This window comes from Streptomyces sp. NPDC051555, from assembly GCF_044454405.1.
Classification (GTDB): Bacteria; Actinomycetota; Actinomycetes; order Streptomycetales; family Streptomycetaceae; genus Streptomyces.
In genome coordinates this window covers 170,504-193,538 of record NZ_JBITDP010000016.1, presented here as the reverse complement: position 1 = coordinate 193,538, position 23,035 = coordinate 170,504, and the positions used below count along the sequence as shown (strand labels likewise).

Genomic DNA, 23,035 nt, shown 5'->3' with positions numbered 1-23,035 from the left:
CACGATGAGAGTGGGATACGGGCTGGTCGGCCCGCGCCGGGAGCGGCACGCGATGCCCGCCGCGGACCTGGACGGGCTGGCCCTGCCGATCGGGGACGACGGCGTGGTCATAGGCGTGGACGCCGATGGCCGACCCGCGGTGCTCGGCATCAACCGCCCCGCGCCGTACGAGGTCACCCTCATCGGCGGCCTGTGGACGGCCCAGGTGCTCGCGCTGCGCGCGGCGGCGACCGGGGCCCGCGTGGCGGTGGAGACCGGGCGCCCGCAGGTCTGGTCGGGGCTGGCGCAGGCCGCGGGCGGCGGCCAGCAGTGCGTGACCCTGCACGAGGTGGGCCGGGTGCCCCCGCAGGGCGCGTCGGCCGGTAGCCCGGTGCTGGTGATCCGCGACTGCGGGATGCGCCCGCCGCGCGGCCGGGTGGTGGCCGGGCCCTGGCAGTCCGTGCTGACCCTGCTGCCCTATCTGAGCCCGACCGCGCCGAGGTTGCTCCAGCAGTCCTCCTTGGTGGGGGTGCAGCGGGTGTCCCCCGACGAGGCGGACCAGCTCGGCCGGCTGATGAACCTGCCGCGGGGCGCGGTGGAGTCGCTGCCGACGCTCGGCGACGGCGTGACGCTGTGGTGCACGCCGCGGGACCGGCAGTTCGTGATGACGCAGGGCACGGATGCGGAGACGGGGCTGCTGGGGGCGGCCCGCCGGATCGACTGAGCGGACCGGCGGAGGGGACCGCTCGGCGCCCCGGCCGGGTGGCCGTGGATGCGGTGGTTCCGGTGGCGGGGGTGTCCTCGGGGGCCGGGGGTTCCCGTGGGCGTCGTGGGCGGGGGGTTTCCGCAGCCCGTCGGGCCCGCCCGGCTTGCGCGGGGCGCCGCGCGGGCAGGCGTCTTCGTACGCGCCCGTCGCGCGCCCGTCCCGGCGGCGGGGCCGTGCACGCGGGCCCCGCGGGCGGGGGCGCGCGGCCGGCCGACGGCACGCGACCGGAACCGGACCGACCCGTCGGGCGTCCGCGCCGGTGACGGGTCGGGGCCGCAGGCCTGCGCCGGGCGCGATTAGGCTGACCGTGGGCGCGGTGCCGATGGGGGCGCCGGCCCGGTGTTCGACCAGACCAGGAGGACCAGTGAACGGCGATCGGAACGAGAGCCGCGGCGGGACGTGGAACGTCCCGACGGACGATCAGTCCGACGCGGAGCCCGAGCTGACGGGCGAGTTCACCATCGATTACACCCCGCCGGCCTGGTACACGCAGGACGCGCCGGCGGGCCCGACCCCGCCGGACCTCCCGGCGGGCAGCGGGTTCGAACCGCACCGGCCGGGTGACATCACCTCCCCGTCGACGATGCGGATCGCGCCGGTCCCGGCGCAGGCCGCGGACCCCCGCCCCGCCGCGGCGACCGGGGGCTCCCCGTTCCCGGCGGCGCGCGTTCCGGGTACGGATGCGCCTGCGGATGGGACCCCGACCGGCTCCGCCCCCGCGGCCGCGCCGCACCCCGCCGCGGCCGACACGCCCCTGACCGCGGCCCCGGCGCCGTACCCGGCCACGGGTGGCGCCTCGCCGCACCAGGGCGCGGGTGTTCCGCCCCTGGGCTCTCCCGACGCCGGCCCGACCGGGGACGGCCTCGCGCCCTACCCCGCCACGCCCGCCGGGACCGATGCGCTCACGCCGTACCCGGGGGCGCCGGCCGGCTCCGGTGCGGTCACGCCGTACCCCGCAGCGCCCGGCACGGACCCGGGCACGCCCGCTGCCGACGCCGACGTGGTGACGCCGGCGCCGTACCCCGGCGCGCCCGACGCTGCCGCTCAGACGCCCGGCGGGGGCCCCTACTCCGCGCTCGCGGGTGCGGGTACGCATCCGGATGCGTCGCACCCCGGCGCGGCCGTTGCGGCCCCGGTCGCGGACGACCGCGCGCCCCGCTCCGCCGACGCGGAGGGGAGCGGTGGTTCCGGGTTCACCCCCGCGGGTGACTCGGTGACCGTGTTCCCGAAGGGCTCCGCCGCCTCGGCCGGACCGGAGGCGACCCCGGCCGACGGCTCGCCCGTACCGCTGTCCGGCGCCGTCGAGCCGTCCCCGGCGAACGGTTCGGCCACGCCGCCGACCGGCCCGACCCCGCACTTCCCCCCCGCTCCGGAAACCGCCCCCGCGTCCGCGCCGGTGAGCGGTGCGACGGCCCCGGACCCGTACCGCGGCGTGGCCGACGCGCCCGCGGGCGACGGGAGTTCTCCGTTCCCGGCTCCCTTCCCGGCTCCGTACGCGGCCGCACCGGCGCCCGCCGCGGCCGCCGAGCCGCAGGACGCCGTCCCCGGGCCGCCCTGGTCCGCTCCCGCGGCGCCGGCCGAACTGCCGCCGCTGCCGGCCGCGTTCCCCTCGCACGCCGTGGACGACCCGGCTCCGGACCCGCAGCAGGCGTACGGGTACCCCCCGGCCCCCGCACCGGCGCCCGCACCCGCACCCGCCCCGGCGCCCACCGCACCGCCCGGCTACGGCTACCCGGCAGCGCCCAACCCGCCCCAGACCGGCGCCCCTTGGGGCCAGCCGCAGGCGCCTCACGCACCCCAGGCCCCACAGACCCCGCAGGCACCGCCGCAGGGCGACCCCCGGCTCGGCCAGCAGTGGCCGCAGCCCGGCGGCCCCGGCGCGCCCGGCCCGCAGGACCCCCGCTACCCCTCGGCCTCGCCCACCGGCGGCGCCCCGCTCGGCTACACGGCCGCGGTGGAGCTGTCCTCCGACCGCCTCCTGCGCAACAAGCAGAAGCCGAAGAGCAACCGCGCGGGCGGCTCCGGCGGCGCGGCGGGCCTCTTCCGGTTCGGCGGCAAGGCGGCCGAGGCGGAGCGCCAGCGCAAGCTGGAGCTGATCCGCACCCCGGTCATGTCCTGCTACCGCATCGCGGTCATCAGCCTGAAGGGCGGCGTCGGCAAGACCACGACCACCACCGCCCTCGGCGCGACGCTGGCCACCGAGCGCCAGGACAAGATCCTGGCGATCGACGCGAACCCGGACGCCGGCACCCTCGGGCGCCGTGTGCGCCGCGAGACGGGGGCGACGATCCGCGACCTCGTCCAGGCCATCCCGTACCTGAACTCGTACATGGACATCCGGCGGTTCACCTCCCAGGCCCCGTCCGGGCTGGAGATCATCGCCAACGACGTGGACCCGGCCGTCTCGACGACCTTCAACGACGAGGACTACCGGCGCGCGATCGACACGCTGGGCCGCCAGTACCCGATCATCCTCACGGACTCGGGCACCGGGCTGCTCTACTCCGCGATGCGCGGGGTCCTGGACCTGGCCGATCAGCTGATCATCATCTCGACCCCGTCCGTGGACGGTGCGAGCAGCGCCAGCACCACGCTCGACTGGCTCTCCGCCCACGGGTACGCCGACCTCGTCTCGCGCTCGATCACCGTGATTTCGGGGGTCCGCGAGACCGGCAAGATGATCAAGGTCGAGGACATCGTCCAGCACTTCGAGACCCGCTGCCGCGGGGTAGTCGTGGTGCCGTTCGACGAGCACCTGTCCGCCGGCGCCGAAGTGGACCTCGACATGATGCGGCCGAAGACGCGCGAGGCGTACTTCAACCTCTCCGCCCTCGTCGCCGAGGACTTCGTCCGCGCGCAGCAGGCCCAGGCGCCGCCGCACTGGCAGCAGGGCCCGCCCCACGCCGCGCAGGCACCCCAGCAGCCCCAACCGCCGCAGCCCCAGCCCGCGCAGGCGCCCCCGCAGCCGTACCCCTACCCCCCGCACTCCCCGTACGGCCAGCCGCAGCAGCAGCCGCCACAGCCCTACGCCCCCCAGCAGCCCCAGCAACCGCAACAGCCGCCCGCGCAGCCCCACCCCCAGCAGCAGCCCCCGCAGCCCTACGCCCAGCCGTACCCGCAGCAGCAGCCCCAGCCCGGCCAGGGCTGGCCGCAGCAGCCCCCGGCCCCGCCGCAGGACCCGCGCCAGTAGCGCCACCGGCAACAGTGAGGGCCCGTACCGTCCAGGGGACGGTACGGGCCCTCACCCGTTCCTGCGGCGCCGACCGGGCGGCCGGCGCTCCGCGTCGAGGTCGCCGGTCAGTGCTCCGCGTCGTAGACGTCGGTCAGCACCCGCGCCCGCTTCACGTCGTCCGCGATGGCCTCCAGCAGGCCGTCCAGCGACTCGAACTTCGCCATTCCGCGCACGTACGCGAGGAAGTCGACCGTCACGTGCAGCCCGTAGAGGTCCAGCCCCACGCGGTCGATCGCGTACGCCTCGACCGTCCGCTCGGTCGCGTCGAACTGCAGGTTCGTGCCGACCGAGATCGCCGCGGGCATCCGCTCGCCGTCGGCCGTCAGCCAGCCCGCGTAGACGCCGTCCGCCGGAATCGCCGTGTGCGGCAGGGTCTCGACGTTCGCCGTCGGATAGCCCAGCTCGCGACCGCGCTGCGCACCGCGCACCACGATGCCCTCGACCCGGTGCGGCCGTCCGAGGATCTCGGCCGCGCCCTCCATGTCGCCCTCGGCGACCAGTCGGCGCACGAGCGTGGACGAGAAGGCCTCGCCGCCGCCCGCCGTGCCGCGCACGACCAGGTCGATGACCTCGACCTCGTAGTCGTAGGTGGCACCCAGCTCCGCGAGGAAGGCGACGTTCCCGGCGGCCCGGTGGCCGAAGCGGAAGTTCGGGCCCTCGATGACGGTGCGCGCGTGCAGCTTGTCGACCAGGACCTTCACGATGAAGTCGGCCGGGGAGAGCTGCGAGAACTCCGCCGTGAACGGCAGGATCAGCAGCGCGTCGACGCCCAGCTCGGCCATCAGTTCGCCGCGCCGGTGGTGCGGGGCCAGCAGCGGCGGGTGGCTGCCGGGGCGCACGACCTCGCTGGGGTGCGGGTCGAAGGTGACGACGACGGACGGGACGCCGAGCTCGCGCGCCCGCTCCACCGTCCGTCCGATGATCAGCTGATGACCCCGGTGCACACCGTCGTACGAGCCGATGGTGACGACGCTGCGTCCCCAGTCCTGGGGGATGTCCTCCAAGCCACGCCAGCGCTGCACTGTGACCGCTCCTCGCCCGAACCCGTGTCGTACCTGTAGAGATTGCAGGTCTAAGACTGCCATGCCGGTGCTCCGGGGCCCGCATCGGCATCTGCCTCAGGTCAGGGGCACGTCAAGGCGCCCTCGAGTCCGGGCGCAGCGTCTCGATCATCCGCCGCGCGCTGGGCCCGAGCAGCGAGGCCGCCTCCGCGGGGTCCTGCGCCAACCAGCGGGCCGCCAGCGCCCCGAAGGCGGGGACGGCGCGCGCCAGCTCGACCGTGCGCCGGTCGAAGACGGCCGCACCGCCCGGTGCGTGCAGCAGCCCGCGCCCGGTGCGCCGCAGCAGCTCCCGGCTCCGTTCGGCGGGCCGCGCGGCCGCGCCGAGCGCCACGGCGCCGAGCAGGGCGTCCAGTACCCGCACGTCGGCCTCCGTGTCGAGGAGTACGTCGACCAGCTCGTCCCGCAGCGCGTACGCGTCGTCCCCGCCCGGCGCCGCGAGCACCTCGGCGAGCGCGGTCCGCACGCCGACGGGCCCGTCCAGCAGGTGCAGCACCAAGGGGCGCAGCACCGGGCCGGCGCAGGGGCCCTGCCCCAGGCGGTGGTGCACGAAGGCGGCCGCGTGCGGGGCGTCCTCGGGGTGCCGGGCGAGGTGGGCCCGGACCAGCTCGGCGGCCCGTCGGGCCAGCGCGGGCGTGGTCAGCACGGCCAGCGCCCGCAGCACCTCGCCGTCGGCCCGGTCGGCGAGCGCGTCGAAGACGGCGTCCTGGTCGGGGAGGACGGGCAGCGCGGCCACCAGCTCGGCGGCGGGCAGCCGGGAGCTGCGCGCGCGGAAGCAGGCGAGCGCGTCCGGCAGGTGGCGGGCCCGCTCCTGCGGGTCGCGCAGGAGGATCGCGAAGGCGGTGCCGTGCAGCGAGGCGTCGGCCGGGCGGGCGAGGAGCGCCTGGGCGGCGAAGCGGAGCAGTTCCCGGTCCGCGGGGGTGCGCACGTGCGGGGCGGCCGCCAGTGCGTACGCGGCGGCCGCGACCCGGCGTTCCGGGCGCTCGTCGTGGGCCCACCGGTCCACGGCGCGGCTGACGGCGGAGGGTTCCTCCTCGGCGAGTACGGAGAGCAGCTCGTCGGCGCGGGGGTGCGCGGCGGTGACGAGCGCCTCGGTGAGGTCGTCCACCGCGAAGCGGCGGTGCGTGTGCAGCAGGGCCTGGGCGGCGGTGGCGACGGTGGCCCCGGGACGGCCGTGCAGGCGGCGCTCGTCGCCGAACCAGGCGCAGAGCAGCGGCTGGACGGAGCGGGCGTCGCGGGCGAGGCGGCGGGCCGCGGCGTCGAGGAAGCGGTCCGCGCCGGCTCCCGGCGGACCCGGCGCCGGACCTGTCGCCGGATCCGGCGCCGGGTCCGCCGGGAGCAGGCGGCGCAGCAGGTCGAGGCGGTCGGCTTCGGGCAACCGCAGCCGGTTCCAGAACCAGCCGCCGAACTCCCCGGGACCGGCGCGCGAGACGTGCTCCGCGAGGGCGTGCAGGACGGGGAGTTGGGGCAGGACGTCGTAGCGGCGCAGCAGGGCCCCGCGCACGAGCCGCTCCGCCCACCAGCCGCGGTCCCCGTCGCTCCCGTCGCTCCCGGCGATCCCCTCGGCCCCGCGCTCGGCCAGCCGGTTCAGGACCTCGACGAGCCGGGTGAGGACCCCGGTCAGGGCCGGGTCGGGCAGCAGCAGGAGGGCCTCCAGCACCGGTCCGATCCGGTGGCGCGGGACGGGGAGGCCCAGGGCGACATCGGGGTGGTGGACCAGGGTGTCGAGGGCGGTCGGCACGTCGAGGTGGGCGGCCTGGAGCCAATCGGACAGCTCCTCGTGGGCGAGCCGGTAGCCGCCGGGGCCGGCGGGCACGAGCAGCCCTTCGGCGAGCACGGCCGAGGCCCAGCCGGTGCGCCAGGGGAAGAGCTCCTCGAAGGAGGCCCGGTCCAACTGCCCCTGCCCGGGCCCCAGGCACCGCCGCGCCGCCTCGTGCACGCGTCCGCCGACGCGGGCCGCCAACCGCCGGACCCCGGGCCCGTGCACCCCGACCCCTCCCCCGGGCCTGCGCCCGGCCCCGGGCTCCGGCTCCGGCTGCGACTCCGGGCCGGGCTCCGTGACGCCGCCTTCGCAGGGCGTCTCCGGGGCGGGCGGCAGCCACCAGCCGGGGGCGTCGTGCACCGCGTCCCCGGACGCGGAGGGCTCCGCCTCCGTCTCCGGTTCCGTCGTGTCGGCGACGCCGTACGGACCACCGCGCTCCCCCGGGTCCGTCGACAGCGCGGCGCCACCGGCTCCCGGGCCGGACGACCCGGCGGCCTCCGGCGCGGGGTCCGCGGTCAGTGGGGAGGCCGATACGCGGACCGCGACGCGCAGGCACATCAGGTCCAGGTGGGCCGCGAAGATCTCGTTCCGGGAGGGTCGGCCCGAGGTGACGCCGGCCGCGCGGACGTCCGACAGCAGCCGCAGCGCCAGCGGGTGGCGGGCGGCCAGCGGGTGGACGCCGTCGTCCGGGACGCCGTAGCGGGACCGGGCCAGCGCGGCCTCGTCCGGGGTCAGGTCGCCGAGCCGCAGCGCCGGCGGGAGGCGGCGGGCCGGGCGGCCGGGGGTGTGCAGGGCCTCGGGCGGATAGAGCGCGCCGGCCCGCTCCCAGTGTTCCGGCCGCCCCGCCACGATCAGCCGCGCGCCGGTCCGGGTCAGCCAGGCCGCCGTGCCGGCGGTCCAGTCCGCCAGCCGGTGGGCCAGGTGCGGCGGCATCTCCTCCGGCGCGTCCAGCAGGACCAGCAGCGGCCGCCGGGCGCGCACGGCCAGCGCCGCCACGCGTTCCCCGAGCTCCGGATCGACGGTCGGGATCCGGGGTGCGGCCACGATGCGGGCCGCTTCCGACAGCGCCCGCCCCACCGCTTCGCCCACGGAGCCGTCGGTGGCCAGCAGGTCCGCGCCCCGCAGCCACACCGTCGGGGCCGGCTCGCAGCCGCGGGCCCGGCGGGCGGCCAGGGCGGCCAGCTCGGTGGTGCGGCCCGCGCCCGGCTCTCCGACCAGGCCCAGGACCGGCCGCCCGGAGGCGAGGAAGACCTCGAACTCCCGGACGGTGCCCGCCCGTTCCACCGCCTCCACGGCGGGCGCGGGGGCCGCGGGTCCCCTCGTCATCCCGGTCAGCTGGAGGGCCCCGGCGAGGTTCAGGTCGTCCCCGTAGCCGGGGACGGTCGCGGCGTTGCGGGCCAGGAGTTCGGCGAGGGGGCCCCGCGGGTCGGCCGCGGCCGCCGCGTGCAGGGGGACCACGAAGGTTCCGGAGCGCTGGTCCGCTTGGAGCGCGGTGCTCACCACCGCGAGCACCGAGCCGGTCTCGGCGTCCAGCACGGGACCTCCGCAGACCTCCCCGCCCAGCCTGAGGGCGTCCCGGCCGTCGGTGCCGATGGCCAGTTCCACCGCCGCGGCGACGGGCCACGGCCCGCCGTCCCCCACCCGGTCCGCGACCGTCCGGTAGGTGACCTGCGCGCCCCCGAGCACCCGTGCCTGCCGCCAGCCCCGCGCGGCGAGCCGGACGTACGCCCCCGGCTCGACCGCCTCCCGCGCGGCCACCGGCAGCGGCCGCACCCCGAGTCCGTCGGTCCGTACGAGCGCCAGCGCGGTCCCCGGCAGCAGGGTCACCTGGTCCGCCGCGGCGAGCCGGCCGCGTTCCCCGGCCCCGCGCAGCAGGACCCGGTCGAGGCCCTCCACCGCTTCGTGGGCGGTCAGTACCGTCCCGCGGTCATCGGCGACGAAGCCGCTCCCCCGCGGGTGCCCGGCCGGGTCGAAGATCCCGACCAGTCCCACCTCGCGCTCCGGATCGGCCGCGCCGAATTCGGCGCCCTCGGCACCCTCGGCGCCCTCAGCACCTTCACCGCCCGAACCAGCCGTACCGCCCGTAACGCCTGTACCACCCGTGAACGCCATCGCCGCACCCGCTCCCCGCCACGCCCGTACTCACGACGGTAGGTCGGTGAAGATCAGCGCGAAAAGCACGCGTCGCGAAAGCGCCCCCCTTCGCTCCCTCCATTCACTCCGAGCGCCTGCTCGGACGGGTGAATAAGGGGGTCCGGGTGGATAGAGACCTACCCGAGGGGGGTCGTGGAGCGGTGAGCAGCGGTCTTCGAGCGCTCACCGCTCCACGTCGAAAGGCGTCGAGCGCCGCCGGGCACGACCCGGCGGCCGGCGCGTCAGACGAAGACCGCCAGGGACTTCGCCTTGCCGCCCTTGTTCTCCACCAGCCCGAGGAGCGTGCCCTGCGGCCCGTAGACCGCGACGGTCCTGCCCACCGGGTACTCCTCCGGCATCTCCAGCCGCACGCCGTTGCCGAGCAGTGCGGCGCGCCGGGCGTCGAGGTCCCAGCGCGGGAACGCCGCTGCCGCCGCCTCGGCGATCGGCATGACGGTGAGCTCCTCCTGGTGCTGCTCCAGGGTGCGCGCCTTGTCCAGCTTGTACGGGCCCACCCGGGTGCGCCGGAGCGCCGTGAGGTGACCGCCGACGCCGAGGTCGGCGCCCAGGTCGCGCGCGAGGGCGCGGATGTACGTACCGCTGGAGCAGACGACGGAGACGACGAGGTCGACGACCTTGGTGCCGTCCTCGGCCTCGGCCTCGCGCATGTCGTAGACGTGGAACGAGGAGATGGTGACCGGGCGGGCCGGGATCTCGAAGTCCTCGCCGTCACGGGCGCGCTTGTAGGACCGTACGCCGTTGATCTTGATGGCGCTGACCTTCGACGGGACCTGCATGATCTCGCCGGAGAGCTTGGCGATGCCCTCGTCCACGGCCTCGCGGGTCACCCCGGAGGCGTCCGTGGAGGAGGTGAGGTCGCCCTCGGCGTCGTCGGTCAGGGTGTTCTGGCCGAGGCGGATCGTACCGAGGTACTCCTTCTCGGTCAGCGCGAGGTGGCCGAGCAGCTTGGTGGCCTTCTCCACGCCGAGGACGAGGACCCCCGTGGCCATCGGGTCGAGCGTGCCGGCGTGGCCGACGCGGCGGGTCTTGGCGATCCCGCGCATCTTGGCGACCACGTCGTGCGAAGTGAAGCCGGACGGCTTGTCGACGATGACAAGGCCGTCCGGCGGCGGGGTGCGGTCAGTGCTCATTCCGCAGCTGCGTCCTCGTCCTCGTCCGGCTTCTTGTACGGGTCGGCCTCGCCTGCGAACGTGGCGCCCGAGGACGCCTCGCGCACCTGGGCGTCGGAGGCGCGGACCTTGTCGAGGAGGTCCTCGATGGTCTTGGCGTTCTCCGGGAGGGCGTCCGCCACGAAGGTCAGCGTGGGGGTGAACTTGGTGCCGGCCGCCTGGCCGACCGCCGAGCGCAGGACGCCCTTGGCGCTCTCCAGCCCGGCTGCCGCGCTGGCGCGGTCCTCGTCGTCGCCGTACACCGTGTAGAAGACCGTGGCCTCCCGCAGGTCACCGGTGACCCGGGTGTCCGTGATCGTCACGTGCGTACCGAGACGCGGGTCCTTGACTCCACGCTGGAGCTTCTGGGCGACCACCTCCCGGATGAGGTCTGCCAGCTTCTTCGCGCGCGCGTTGTCGGCCACTGGTCCGTCTCCTTCTTTTCCTTGCAGTCAGTCGTCATCACCGTGGATCCGCCGTCGTACCGACAGCAGCTCCACTTCCGGACGTGCCGCGACCAGCCGCTCACAGCGGTCCAGTACGTCCGACAAAAAGCTCGTGTCCCCGGTCACCAGAGCGACCCCTATCTCGGCCCTGCGGTGCAGGTCCTGATCGCCCACCTCGGCCGCGCTCACAGAGAACTTGCGCTGGAGCTCGGCGACGATGGGCCGGACGACGGAGCGTTTCTCCTTCAGCGAATGAACATCGCCGAGGAGCAAATCGAAGGACAGAGTCCCCACGTACATGCGGTTGCCGGATATCCCGCCGGTTCGGGTTCGGTGACCTGCCGGGCCATCGCCCGGCCGGGACACCAGAACCGTACACGCAACGCCCGGGGCCGATCGACGGATATTCCGCCGACCGGCCCCGGGGTTACGACACGGTACGAACCGAGAGGGTGCGAACCGCCGCGTGCTTACGCGCGCGGCTTCTCGCGCATCTCGTACGTCGCGATGACGTCGTCGATCTTGATGTCGTTGTAGCTACCGAGGTTGATACCGCCCTCGAAGCCTTCACGGATCTCGGTGACGTCGTCCTTGAAGCGGCGCAGACCGGAGATGGTGAGGCTCTCGGCGATGACCTTGCCATCGCGCAGGAGCCGCGCCTTGGTGTTGCGCTTGACCTCGCCGGAGCGGATGAGAACACCCGCGATGTTGCCCAGCTTGGACGAGCGGAAGACCTCGCGGACCTCCGCCGTACCGAGCTCGACCTCTTCGTACTCCGGCTTGAGGAGACCCTTCAGGGCCGCCTCGATCTCCTCGATGGCCTGGTAGATCACCGAGTAGTAGCGGACGTCGACGCCCTCGCGGTCCGCCATCTGCGCGGCGCGACCGACCGCACGGACGTTGTAACCGATGACGATGGCGTCGGAGCCCATCGCCAGCGAGATGTCCGACTCGGTGACCGCACCCACACCACGGTGCAGGACGCGGATGTCGACCTCTTCGCCGACGTCGAGCTGGAGCAGCGAGGACTCGAGGGCCTCGACCGCACCGGACGAGTCGCCCTTGATGATGAGGTTGAGTTCCTGGACGAGACCGGCCTTGAGGACCGAGTCGAGGTCTTCCAGGGACACCCGGCGGACGCGCTTGGCGAAGTTGGCGTTGCGCTCACGCGCAGCACGCTTCTCGGCGATCTGACGGGCGGTGCGGTCCTCGTCGACGACGAGGAAGTTGTCGCCGGCGCCGGGGACGTTGGTGAGACCCAGGACCAGGACGGGGGTCGCGGGACCCGCTTCCTCGATGTTGTTGCCCTTGTCGTCGAGCATGGCGCGCACGCGGCCGTAGGCGTCGCCCACGACCATCGTGTCGCCGACGCGGAGGGTACCGCGCTGGACGAGGACGGTGGCGACGGCACCGCGGCCACGGTCGAGGTGGGACTCGATCGCAATACCCTGAGCGTCCTGCTCCGGGTTGGCGCGCAGGTCGAGCGAGGCGTCGGCGGTGAGGACGACGGCCTCCAGCAGGGAGTCGATGTGCAGACCCTGCTTGGCGGAGATGTCGACGAACATCGTGTCGCCGCCGTACTCCTCGGCGACCAGACCGAACTCGGTGAGCTGACCGCGCACCTTGACCGGGTCGGCACCCTCGACGTCGATCTTGTTGACCGCGACGACGATCGGGACGCCGGCGGCCTTGGCGTGGTTGAGCGCCTCGATCGTCTGCGGCATGACGCCGTCGTTGGCCGCGACCACGAGGATCGCGATGTCGGTCGACTTGGCACCACGGGCACGCATGGCGGTGAACGCCTCGTGACCGGGGGTGTCGATGAAGGTGATCTTGCGCTCTTCACCGTTGACCTCGGTGCCCACCTGGTAGGCGCCGATGCCCTGCGTGATGCCGCCGGCCTCGCCCGCAACGACGTTCGTCTTGCGGATGGCGTCGAGCAGTCGGGTCTTACCGTGGTCGACGTGACCCATGACGGTCACGACCGGCGGACGCGGCATGAGGTATTCCTCGCCGCCCTCGTCCTCGCCGAACTCGATGTCGAAGCCCTCGAGCAGCTCGCGGTCTTCTTCCTCCGGGCTGACGATCTGAACGACGTAGTTCATCTCGCCGGCCAGCATTTCGAGCGTCTCGTCGGAGACCGACTGCGTCGCGGTGACCATCTCGCCGAGGTTCATCATCACGGCGACGAGCGACGCCGGGTTGGCGTTGATCTTCTCCGCGAAGTCGGTGAGGGACGCACCGCGCGACAGGCGAACGGTCTCGCCGTGACCGCGCGGCAGCATGACGCCGCCGACCGACGGGGCCTGCATGGCCTCGTACTCCTGGCGCCTCTGACGCTTCGACTTGCGACCACGACGGGCGGGCCCGCCGGGACGGCCGAAGGCACCCTGTGTGCCGCCACGGCCACCGGGGCCGCCGGGACGACCGGCGAAGCCGGGACGGCCACCGCCACCCGCACCGGGACCGCCGCCGAAGCCGCCGCCACCACCGGGACGGGGGCCGCCGAAGCCGCCGCCACCACCGGGACGCGAGCCGGGACCGGCCGGACGGCCGGCGAAGCCGCCGCCACCGGCGGGACGACCGGCACCACCGGTGCCGGGACCGCGGCCGCCTGCACCGGGACCGCGACCGGCGCCGCCGGGGCCGCCACCGGGACGGGGACCGGCAGCGGGACGCTGCGGCATCATGCCGGGGTTCGGACGGTTACCACTGGGGGCACCACCCGGACGCGGAGCGCCGCCCTGCGGGCGGGGCATGCCGCCCGGGGTCGGACGAGCGCCGCCGGGACCACCCTGCGGACGCGGAGCGCCGCCGGGACCACCCTGCGGACGGGGAGCACCCTGACCACCGGCGCCGGGGGCACCGGGACGCGGAGCACCCTGCGGGCGGGGAGCCTGCGGGCGCGCCATGCCGGTGGAGCCACCGGAGGTGAAGGGGTTGTTGCCGGGACGGGGACCCGCGGGACGGGCACCCTGCGGACGGGGAGCACCCTGACCGCCGGCGGCGGGGCGCTGGCCCTGGGCCGGACGCTCCTGGCCACCCTGACCGGCCGGACGCGGGGCGCCGGGACGGGCACCGGACTGACCCGGGGCGGCGGCCGGACGCTGCTGCGCGGGACGCGGGCCGGGGGTCGCACCGGCGGGACGCTCGGCACGCTCGGCGCGCTGCGGGGCAGCGGGGGCCGACGGCGGCGCGGTGAACTCGGTCGCGACCGGAGCCGGCGCCTGGGCGGCGGGCTTCGGGGCGGCCGGTGCCTTCGGACCGGGACGCGGGCCGGAAGCGGCCGGAGTCACCGGGGCGGGGGCGCTGGGCGCGGCTGCGGCCGGAGCCTCGGCGACGACCGGCTTGGGGGCCGGGGCGCCGGGCTTGGGAGCCGCGGGACGTGCAACGGGACCCGGGGTGGGAGCCCCGGGCTTGGCAGGCGCGGCCTTGCGGGGCGCGCCGGGCTTCGCAGCGGACTTGCCGGCGTTGCCGCCGGGGCCCTGCAGTGCGTCAGTCAACTTGCGTACGACCGGCGCCTCGATAGTCGAGGACGCCGAACGCACGAACTCACCGAGTTCTTGGAGCTTGGCCATGACGACCTTGCTCTCCACTCCGAACTCCTTGGCGAGTTCGTATACCCGGACCTTAGCCACTTCGCTCCTTTTAGGTCCGGGTTACGCCGGACCGTCGCTACTTCATGGGCGTACTCATCGCGTACTCATCGAGTGCTCATCGCAATCTCGACCTACTTCCAACTCGCGAGGTACCTGACCGCACGGAGGCATCCGTGCCGTACTGCTCTGTTCTTGCGCTGTGCCTCTACGGCCCTTCTACGGCCTTGCGCAGCTCCGCCGTGTCGAACGGTCCCGAGGACTTGAAGGCCCTGGAGAACGCGCGTCGGCGTACCGCCTGGTCGAGGCAGACCACAGCGGGGTGCACATATGCACCCCGGCCGGGCAGCGTACCGCGAGGATCGGGGACGCATGCGTCCCCTGCCACCACGATGCGCAACAGGTCGTTCTTGGCCGCTCGCTCCCGGCACCCCACACAGGTGCGTTCAGGGCATGCGCCGGCATGCGTCCGGCCAGACACGCTTAAGTCTACCTCCCCGCACCGACCTCACCCGTACGGGCGAAAAATCGAACGGACGTCGTCGTGTAATCACCTGTCTACCGGCCGGGAACCTCCGGCCGGTAGCGGTTTATTCCCGGTCGCTGTCCTGGTGGACTAGCGGACCGGACGGTCCGACCGCTGGTCGCGGTCGTTCCCGGCACCCTCTTCGGAGGCCTGCTCCGTGTCGGGACGGATGTCGATGCGCCAGCCGGTGAGCCGCGCGGCGAGGCGGGCGTTCTGGCCCTCCTTGCCGATGGCCAGCGACAGCTGGTAGTCGGGCACGATCACCCGGGCGGAACGGGTGTCCCAGTCCACGACCTCGACCTCGCTCACCCGGGCGGGTGACAGCGCGTTCGCGACCATCTCCGCCGGGTCGTCCGACCAGTCGACGATGTCGATCTTCTCGCCGTGCAGTTCGGCCATCACGTTGCGCACGCGGCTGCCCATCGGGCCGATGCAGGCGCCCTTCGGGTTCAGGCCCGAACGGGTGGAGCGGACGGCGATCTTGGTGCGGTGACCGGCCTCACGGGCGATCGCGCAGATCTCGACGCTGCCGTCGGCGATCTCCGGGACCTCCAGGGCGAACAGCTTCTTCACCAGGTTGGGGTGGGTGCGCGAGAGGGTCACGGACGGACCGCGGACGCCCTTGGCCACCCGGACGACGTACGTGCGAAGACGCAGACCGTGGGTGTACTCCTCGCCCGGCACCTGCTCCTGCACCGGCAGGATGGCTTCCAGCTTGCCGATGTCGACCAGGACGTTCTTGGGGTCCTTGCCCTGCTGGACGACGCCGGTGATGACGTCGCCCTCACGGCCGAGGAACTCGCCGAAGGTCTGGTCGTCCTGCGCGTCGCGCAGACGCTGCAGGATCACCTGCTTGGCGGTGGTGGCGGCGATCCGGCCGAAGTCCGACGGCGTGTCGTCGAACTCCTTGGGCTCCTGGCCCTCCTCCAGATCCCGCGGGTCCTCCTTCGCCCACACGACCACGTGACCGTTGGTGCGGTCCAGCTCGACGCGTGCGCGGCGGAAGCTCCCGTCGGTGCGGTGGTAGGCGATGAGGAGAGCGGACTCGATCGCCTCGACCAGCAGGTCGAAGGAGATCTCCTTCTCCCGGACCAGACCCCGCAGGGCACTCATGTCGATGTCCACGACTACGCCTCCTCTTCCTTCTTGTCCTTGCGGTTGAACTCGATTTCGACACGCGCCTTGGCGATGTCGGCGAACGCGACGCGGCGGGCGGTCGCCTTGCGGCCCTTCACGCCCGGCACCTCGAGGTCCATGCCCTCGTCGTCGACGTCGAGGATGCGGGCGACGAGGTCGCCGGCTCCCTTGTCGTCCTCGCCGGCCAGCTGGAACTTGGCGAGGCGGCCGATGGCGCGCACGTAGTGGCGGTGCTCGGTCAGCGGGCGGTCGGCGCCGGGCGAACTCACTTCGAGGACGTACTCGTCCTCGCCCATGACGTCGCTCGCGTCCAGTGCCTCGGAAACCACCCGGCTCAGCTCGGCACAGGTGTCCAGTTCCACGCCCTCGTCGGAATCCACGATGATGCGCAGCATGCGGCGCTTGCCCGCCTTGGACATCTCGACGTCTTCGAGGTCCAGGTCCTGGGCGGCGACGAGCGGCTCCAGCAATGCGCGCAGCCTGTCGCTCTGGGTGGTGCTCATCCGGGTGACTCCTCGGCCGCGTGTGCTGTTGTGGTTCCGTCGCGTGTGTCGCGTGTCAGGTCCACAGGGTATCCGGTCGCGGGGGGTGTTGCCGTCCGCCCTGTGGACAGGGCCCCGGGTACCGTGATCTTTGCCTGTCCCCCGCCCCTGCCCGCCGTGACCACCGAGGACGTCGCCGTGCCCTGGACCATGCCTTCGCGAAGGAGCCTGCTGGCCGGAGCCGCAGGCGCGGCCACGGCCGCGCTGCTCACCGGCTGTTCGGGGGCCGCCGGCGCCACCGACGCCGCCGAGGCTCCACCCGAACGGCCGGTTCGGGAGGGTGCCGTACGGGACAGTGCGGCGCTGCTGGAACGTTACGACGCCACCATCGCCGCGCATCCGTCGTTGGCCGCGCGCCTGGCGCCGCTGCGCGCCGCGGTGGCCGCGCACGTCGGGGCGCTGGCCCCCGACGGGGGCCGGGGCAAGCCGTCCCCGTCGTCCTCCCGGTCGCCCTCCGCGGCCGCCCCGACCGCGCCGGGTACGGGGACGGGAGCGGCCGGGAACCCGCCCGGGAAGGCCCCGGGCAAGAGCGCCGAACCGGTGCCCGCGCAGCCCGCGGAGGCCATCACCGCGCTCGCGACCGCCGAGCGGGACCTGGCCGAAGCCCGCACGATCGCCCTGGCCGGGGCGTCCGGCGAGCTGGCCCGGCTGCTCGCGTCGGTGGCCGCCTGCGGCGCCGTGCACACCTACCTGCTCAGCTCGAACCCCGGAGGCAAGGCGTGACGAGGCCCGTGACACGAGCGTCGGGCGCTCCCGAGCCCACCCGCGGCGGCGGCCGCTCCCTGACCGCCGCGCAGGCCGCGCTGGCCGCCGAGCACGCGGCGACCTACGGCTACGGGGTGATCGGCGCCCGGATCGCTCCGGAGCGCGCGAACGAGGCCCGGGACGCCTACGGGGGCCACGTGGCCCGCCGGGATTCGCTCGCCCGCACCGTGCGTGACCTGGGCGGAGCCCCGCAGCCCGCGGAGGCGGCGTACACGCTGCCGTTCCCCGTGCGCACCCCGGGCGACGCGGAGCGGCTCGCGGCCGACATCGAGGAGCGGGTGGCGGGCGCGTACTCCGATCTGGTGCGCGCGGCCGACGGCCCGCTGCGCCGCGAGGCGGCCGACGCGCTGAGCGCGGCGGCGGTCCGCGCGGCACGCTGGCGCGGCGGCGGCGTAGCCTTCCCTGGGCTCGCGGAACGCGCGGAACCAGCCCGCACCAGCTGAAAGGGACCACGCACGCATGGCTTTCGAACCGCCGGAGCGGCTTGTACGGGCGCTCGGCGAGACGCCGGGATCGTCGCAGACCACGGAGTGGCTGGGGCGGTTGCCCGAGCTGGCCGGGAAGGCTCTGGACCGGCGTGGGGTGCAGGCCCAGCGGGTGCAGGCACCGGGCGGGCGCAGCAGTCTGGTCATCCTGGTCCGGTACGCCGACGGCACCCCGGCCGCGCTGAAGATCGCGCCGCCGCAGGCCCGGCCCGACCGGGAGCGGGCAGCGCTGGAGCACTGGGCCGGTTTCGGCGCCGTACGGGTCCTCCCCGCGCCGGACGGGGCGGACGAGGACGGCGCGCTGCTCCTGGAGCGGCTCCAGCCGGAGGTCTCGCTGCGCTCGCTGCCGGAGGCGAAGGCGCTGCTGGAAGCGGCCGGGACGATCCGCCGGCTGTGGGTGGCGCCCGCGGTGGACCACCCCTTCGAGACGGTGGCGGAGCGTACGGGGCACCAGTGCGCGGCGTTCGCCACGGCGCCCGCGCAGGCGGCCCCGCTGGTCGCGGCGGCGCTCGCGGCGCGCGAGGAACTGACCGCGGCGGCGGGCGAACCGGTGCTGCTGCACGGCAACTTCCGCCAGGGCAAGGTGCTGGCGGGCGAGCGGGCGCCGTGGCTGACGGTCGGCCCGGAGCCCTTGGTCGGCGACCGGGAGTACGACCTCGCCCGGCTGTGCCGGGACCGGTTGGAGGACCAGGTCGCCACCTCGGCGGGGGCGGCCGGTGCGCGGCGCCGGGTGAACCGGCTGGCGGACTCGCTGGAGGTGGACCGGGACCGGCTGCGCGGCTGGACCCTCTTCCGGGCGGTGGAGTCCGGGGTCCGCGCCCTGGCGGCGGGGCGCCACCGGGACGGCGAGCTGCTGCTGGAGTTCGCGGGCTGGCTCTAGGAGCCGGTTGTCCGGCGCGCCGGCGGGCATACCGTAGGTAGGTGTGTCAGTCCGGCAGGAGGCCGTCATGGTCGCAGAGCTGCTGACGGCGGGAATCGCCGCGGGAACCGGTGTCGCGGTCCTCCTGGGCGCCGCCTCCCGGGTGGTCAAGCAGTACGAACGCGGTGTGGTCTTCCGCTTCGGCCGGCTGCGGGAGGGGATCCGGGGGCCCGGGTTCACGCTGGTCGTCCCGGGGATGGACCGGCTGCGGAAGGTCAACATGCAGATCGTGACGATGCCGATCCCGGCCCAGGAGGGCATCACGCGGGACAACGTCACGGTCCGGGTGGACGCGGTCGTCTACTTCAAGGTGGTCGACGCGGCGAGCGCGATCATCGAGGTGGAGGACTACCGCTTCGCGGTCTCGCAGATGGCGCAGACCTCGCTGCGGTCCATCATCGGCAAGTCGGACCTCGACGATCTGCTGTCGAACCGGGAGCAGCTGAACCAGGGCCTGGAGCTGATGATCGACAGTCCGGCGATCGGATGGGGCGTGCAGATCGACCGGGTCGAGATCAAGGACGTGTCGCTGCCCGAGACGATGAAGCGGTCGATGGCCCGGCAGGCGGAGGCGGACCGCGAGCGGCGGGCCCGGGTGATCAACGCGGACGCGGAGCTCCAGGCGTCGAAGAAGCTGGCCGAGGCGGCAGAGGTGATGTCGGAACAGCCGGCGGCGCTCCAGTTGAGGCTGCTGCAGACGGTGGTGGCGGTGGCCGCGGAGAAGAACTCCACGCTGGTCCTGCCGTTCCCGGTGGAACTGCTGCGCTTCCTGGAACGCGCGACCCCGGCGCCGCCCCCCGGCCCCGCGGCGACACCCCGGCCCCCTGCCTCCGGCGGCGAGGCCGAATTGCCTCCGGCCGCGCCCCAGCTCGGCCCCGCCGGCGATTGAGGCGCCGGCCGCCGTGGAGCCTGCGGCGGCGCCTCAATCGCCGGCGAGGCTGGATGGGCTCCGACCGGGCCGGGCCCGAAATCAGCCCCGCCGGCGATTGAGGCGCCGCCGGAGGCAAAACGTCACCGACAGGGCCGGGGGCGGACGCGTTCGCCGGGCACCACCGGCAGTGGAGCCTCCGGCAGCGCCTCAAACGCCGGCGGGGCTGGATCGGCACCGACCGGTCCGGGGCGGGCGCGCGCGTCAGATCAGGCGGGACAGGGCCTCGTCCAGGGTGAGTTCCTCGCGGACACCGGTGGCCCGGTTCTGGAGCTCGACGACCTCTTCGGCGGACCGGCGCCCCGCGACCAGGATCCACGGCACGCCCATCAGTTCGGCGTCCGTCAGCTTCACCCCGGGCGAGAGCCCCGGCCGGTCGTCCAGCAGGACCCGCCGCCCGGCCCCGCCGAGGGCCTCGGCCGCCCGCTCCGCCAGCGCGAGCGGCACCGCCTTGCCCGCCGCCACCACGTGGACGTCGGCGGGGGCGACCTCCGCGGGCCAGCACAGGCCGCGGTCGTCGGCGCTCTGTTCCGCCAGGGCCGCGACCGCGCGCGAGACCCCGATGCCGTAGGAACCCATGGTGACCCGGACCGGCTTGCCCTCCTTGCCGAGGACGTCGAGCCCGAAGGCGTCCGCGTACTTGCGGCCGAGCTGGAAGATGTGCCCGATTTCGATGGCACGGTCCAGCCGGAGGCCCGCACCGCAGGACGGGCAGGGGTCGCCGGGTTCGACGACGACCACGTCGAGGTACTGGTCGACCTCGAAGTCCCGCCCGCAGACCACGTTGCGGGCGTGGGTGTCGACGCGGTTGGCACCGGTGACCCACGAAGTGCCGGGCGCGACGCGGGGGTCGGCCAGGTAGCGGACCTTCTCCAGGCCCTGCGGGCCGACGTAGCCGCGGACCAGGTCGGGACGACCGGTGAAGTCCTCGGCCGTCACCAACTCGACCACGGCCGGGGCCAGGTGCTCGCCGAGCTTGCCCAGGTCCACCTCGCGATCACCCGGCACGCCGACGGCCACGATCTCGCCGTCGACCTTGACCAGCAGGTTCTTCAGGGTGGCCGAGGCCGGTACGCCCAGGTGCGCGGCCAGCGATTCGATGGTGGGGGTGTCGGGGGTCGCGATGTCCTCGACCGGACCGTGCTCCCCGGCGACCGGCGCCAGGGCGAAGGTGACGGCCTCGGTGTTGGCCGCGTAGTCGCAGGAGGGGCAGTCGACGAAGGTGTCCTCGCCGGCACCGGCGGGGGCCAGGAACTCCTCGGAGGCGGAGCCGCCCATCGCGCCCGAGACGGCCGAGACGATGCGGTGGTCCAGCCCGAGCCGGGTGAAGATCCGCTGGTAGGCGGCGCGGTGGAGCGCGTAGGACTCGGCGAGGCCCTCGTCGCTGACGTCGAAGGAGTAGGAGTCCTTCATCTGGAACTCGCGGCCGCGCAGCACGCCCGAGCGGGGCCGGGCCTCGTCGCGGTACTTGGTCTGGATCTGATAGAGCATCACCGGCAGGTCCTTGTAGGACGTGCACTGGTCCTTCACCACGAGGGTGAAGATCTCCTCGTGGGTGGGACCGAGCAGGTAGTCGGCGCCCTTGCGGTCCTTGAGCCGGAAGAGCAGGTCGCCGTACTCCGACCAGCGCCCGCTGACCTCGTACGGCTCGCGCGGCAACAGCGCGGGCAGCAGCACCTCCTGGGCGCCGATCGCGTCCATCTCCTCGCGGACGATGCGCGAGACGTTCTCCAGGACCCGCTTGCCCAGGGGCAGCCAGCTCCACACTCCGGCCGAGCTGCGGCGCACGTAGCCCGCGCGGACGAGGAGCTTGTGGCTGAGGGTCTCCGCGTCGGCGGGGTCCTCGCGGAGGGTCTTGGCCATCAGTCGGGACATGCGCTGCACGTGTTGCGTTGACATGCCGCGAGGCTACCGGGGGCCCCGGCGCCCCGGAAAATCCGTTACGGAGCCGGTACGGGGCGGCACAAGGGCAGCGGGGCGCCCATCACCGCGTACGGCAGCCGGGCGCTCGGGAAGCGCACCCGACGGGCGAGGTCGGTGTAGCCCAGCTTCCGGTAGAGCGCGCGGGCCGGGCTGTCGGCGTCGATCGCGGAGAGGATCGAGCGCGGCTCGGCGGCGGTGTCGGTGATCCGGGTGATCAGGGCGCGGCCGACCCCCCGGCCCTGGAAGGCGGGGTGGACGTGGAGTTCGGTGATGACGAAGGAGCCGTCGAGCCACCCGTCGTGGCCGCCCGCGCGCAGGTGCGGCTCGACGACCGTGGACCACCAGTGCGCACGGTCGTTGGGCATCCCGTAGACGAAGCCGACCAGGGCGCCGCCGTCCTCGAAGGCTCCGAGCGCGCGGGCTCCGGGGGAGGTCATGTGGCGCTGCACGATGTAGCGCCGGATGGCGACCTCCTCCTCGCTCAGGCCGAAGGCGACGGCCTGGACCCGCAGGGCCTCGTCCACGCGGGCGGCGAGGTCGAGCGGACCGAGGGTGACGCCGGCGGGGTGGCGGGGGTCGCCCCCGGAGGTAGGCAGCATGCGGCCGACCTTACTTCGCGCCGCCCGCGCCCGGATACGCCTTCGGCACAGGTCGACGGCACGGGTCGGCGGCACGGGTCGGCGACACCGGGCGGGGGCACGGGACGGCGGCAGCGACCCCCGGCATACTACGCCGCGCCGCCGGGGCGCGTACGGAGCCGGCTCCGGTCCGGATCAGAACAGGACGCTCATGAACGCGCCGACCTCGCGGAAGCCCACGCGCCGGTACGAGGCCCGCGCGGCGGTGTTGAAGTCGTTCACGTAGAGGCTGACGACGGGGGCGACGTCCCGCAGGGCGTACTCGACCACGGCGGCCATCCCCGTCTCGGAGTGGCCGAGGCCGCGGTGGTCGGGGTCGACCCAGACGCCCTGGATCTGGCAGGCGCGCGCGGTGGCCGCGCCGATCTCCGCCTTGAAGACGACCTTGCCGCCCTCGATCCGGGCGAAGGATCGGCCCGCCGCGACCAGCTCGGCCACCCGGGCCTGGTAGAGCAGGCCGCCGTCCCCGGCGAGCGGGGAGACGCCGACCTCCTCGGTGAACATGGCCACGCACGCGGGCATGATCACGTCCATCTCCTCCTTGCGGACCCGGCGGACCAGCGGGTCCGCGGCGATCTCGGCGGACGGCTGCTCGATGGCCATCAGGGGCTGGTGGGAGCGGACGTCCCGGGCGGGGCCCCAGTGCGGCTCCAGCAGCCGCCACAGCAGACCGGCGGCCTCGACGGGGCCCACGATGGAGGAGCAGCGGCGGCCGGTGCGCCGGGCGCGGTCGGCGAAGGCCCGTACGGCGTCGGGGGTGGCGCAGGCCGGGACGAGGTTCGCCCCCGCGTAGCACAGGGAGCGCAGCTCGCCGTCGGTGTACCAGCCCCACATCTCGCCGCCGAGGCGCCAGGGGTCGAGGCCCGCGACCTGGACCCGGGACGTGACGAAGGCGTTCGCGACGGGCTCGCGGCCGAGCACCGCGAGCGCGGCGTCGAGATCACTGGGTTCCAGGACCCGGGTGGTGGTCTGCGTCAACACTGTAGGGGGCCTCACCGTGCACGTCCGCTGATCTCCGCACTGTACCCGCA

General features: G+C 74.4%; 18 protein-coding genes. 6 read left to right on the top strand and 12 right to left on the bottom strand.

Going from position 1 to position 23,035, the window contains the following annotated elements; genetic code table 11:
• Window positions 1–4: 4 nt before the first annotated feature.
• Complete coding sequence (locus ACIBEA_RS29015) at window positions 5–703, top strand: hypothetical protein (RefSeq protein ID WP_399265847.1); 699 nt, start codon at window positions 5–7, stop codon at window positions 701–703.
• Window positions 704–1,109: 406 nt separating this feature from the next.
• Window positions 1,110–3,935, top strand: a complete 2,826-nt coding sequence (locus ACIBEA_RS29010) for an SCO5717 family growth-regulating ATPase (RefSeq protein ID WP_399265845.1) — start codon at window positions 1,110–1,112, stop codon at window positions 3,933–3,935.
• Window positions 3,936–4,042: 107 nt separating this feature from the next.
• On the opposite strand, the gene ACIBEA_RS29005 is transcribed toward ACIBEA_RS29010, so the two are convergent.
• From ACIBEA_RS29005 to rimP, 9 genes are all read right to left on the bottom strand, one after another.
• The gene (locus tag ACIBEA_RS29005) at window positions 4,043–4,999 is read right to left on the bottom strand and encodes a bifunctional riboflavin kinase/FAD synthetase (RefSeq protein ID WP_399265843.1); all 957 of its coding nucleotides are present in this window, start codon (window positions 4,997–4,999) and stop codon (window positions 4,043–4,045) included.
• A 112-nt stretch (window positions 5,000–5,111) separates the two neighbouring features.
• On the bottom strand, window positions 5,112–8,909 hold the full coding sequence (locus ACIBEA_RS29000; protein ID WP_399265841.1) for a trypsin-like peptidase domain-containing protein: 3,798 nt from the start codon (window positions 8,907–8,909) through the stop codon (window positions 5,112–5,114).
• A gap of 263 nt (window positions 8,910–9,172) precedes the next feature.
• A complete protein-coding gene (gene truB / locus ACIBEA_RS28995; RefSeq protein WP_399265839.1) occupies window positions 9,173–10,081 on the bottom strand; it encodes a tRNA pseudouridine(55) synthase TruB in 909 nt (302 codons plus the stop codon).
• Complete coding sequence (gene rbfA / locus ACIBEA_RS28990) at window positions 10,078–10,524, bottom strand: 30S ribosome-binding factor RbfA (RefSeq protein WP_399265836.1); 447 nt, start codon at window positions 10,522–10,524, stop codon at window positions 10,078–10,080. The genes truB and rbfA overlap by 4 nt, the downstream gene beginning before the upstream one ends.
• 27 nt (window positions 10,525–10,551) lie before the next feature.
• The gene (locus tag ACIBEA_RS28985; protein WP_354383783.1) at window positions 10,552–10,845 is read right to left on the bottom strand and encodes a DUF503 domain-containing protein; all 294 of its coding nucleotides are present in this window, start codon (window positions 10,843–10,845) and stop codon (window positions 10,552–10,554) included.
• Between the two features lie 170 nt (window positions 10,846–11,015).
• A complete protein-coding gene (gene infB / locus ACIBEA_RS28980; protein WP_399265833.1) occupies window positions 11,016–14,183 on the bottom strand; it encodes a translation initiation factor IF-2 in 3,168 nt (1,055 codons plus the stop codon).
• A 166-nt stretch (window positions 14,184–14,349) separates the two neighbouring features.
• Window positions 14,350–14,622, bottom strand: coding sequence for a YlxR family protein (locus ACIBEA_RS28975; RefSeq protein ID WP_354383781.1), 273 nt, complete (start codon window positions 14,620–14,622; stop codon window positions 14,350–14,352).
• 135 nt (window positions 14,623–14,757) lie between these two features.
• Window positions 14,758–15,792, bottom strand: a complete 1,035-nt coding sequence (nusA, locus tag ACIBEA_RS28970) for a transcription termination factor NusA (RefSeq protein WP_399265831.1) — start codon at window positions 15,790–15,792, stop codon at window positions 14,758–14,760.
• 2 nt (window positions 15,793–15,794) lie between these two features.
• Window positions 15,795–16,307 (bottom strand): ribosome maturation factor RimP, encoded by a 513-nt coding sequence (gene rimP, locus ACIBEA_RS28965; protein ID WP_399265829.1) that lies wholly within the window; start codon window positions 16,305–16,307, stop codon window positions 15,795–15,797.
• A 156-nt stretch (window positions 16,308–16,463) separates the two neighbouring features.
• Between rimP and ACIBEA_RS28960 the strand changes: the two genes are divergently transcribed.
• From ACIBEA_RS28960 to ACIBEA_RS28945, 4 genes are all read left to right on the top strand, one after another.
• Window positions 16,464–17,069 carry a hypothetical protein gene (locus ACIBEA_RS28960; RefSeq protein ID WP_399265827.1) on the top strand — a complete coding sequence of 202 codons (606 nt, stop codon included), beginning with the start codon at window positions 16,464–16,466 and terminating at the stop codon, window positions 17,067–17,069.
• 8 nt (window positions 17,070–17,077) lie between these two features.
• Window positions 17,078–17,554, top strand: a complete 477-nt coding sequence (locus ACIBEA_RS28955) for a ferritin-like domain-containing protein (RefSeq protein WP_399265825.1) — start codon at window positions 17,078–17,080, stop codon at window positions 17,552–17,554.
• Window positions 17,555–17,570: 16 nt separating this feature from the next.
• On the top strand, window positions 17,571–18,476 hold the full coding sequence (locus ACIBEA_RS28950; protein ID WP_399265823.1) for an aminoglycoside phosphotransferase family protein: 906 nt from the start codon (window positions 17,571–17,573) through the stop codon (window positions 18,474–18,476).
• Between the two features lie 67 nt (window positions 18,477–18,543).
• Window positions 18,544–19,404, top strand: a complete 861-nt coding sequence (locus tag ACIBEA_RS28945) for a slipin family protein (protein WP_399265821.1) — start codon at window positions 18,544–18,546, stop codon at window positions 19,402–19,404.
• A 243-nt stretch (window positions 19,405–19,647) separates the two neighbouring features.
• Here ACIBEA_RS28945 and ACIBEA_RS28940 read toward each other — a convergent pair whose 3' ends face one another.
• The 3 genes from ACIBEA_RS28940 to ACIBEA_RS28930 form a co-directional block, all read right to left on the bottom strand.
• A complete protein-coding gene (locus tag ACIBEA_RS28940) occupies window positions 19,648–21,342 on the bottom strand; it encodes a proline--tRNA ligase (protein WP_399265819.1) in 1,695 nt (564 codons plus the stop codon).
• A 41-nt stretch (window positions 21,343–21,383) separates the two neighbouring features.
• Window positions 21,384–21,965 (bottom strand): GNAT family N-acetyltransferase, encoded by a 582-nt coding sequence (locus ACIBEA_RS28935; RefSeq protein ID WP_399265818.1) that lies wholly within the window; start codon window positions 21,963–21,965, stop codon window positions 21,384–21,386.
• 174 nt (window positions 21,966–22,139) lie between these two features.
• Window positions 22,140–22,985 (bottom strand): GNAT family N-acetyltransferase, encoded by an 846-nt coding sequence (locus ACIBEA_RS28930; RefSeq protein ID WP_399265816.1) that lies wholly within the window; start codon window positions 22,983–22,985, stop codon window positions 22,140–22,142.
• Window positions 22,986–23,035 lie beyond the last annotated feature (50 nt).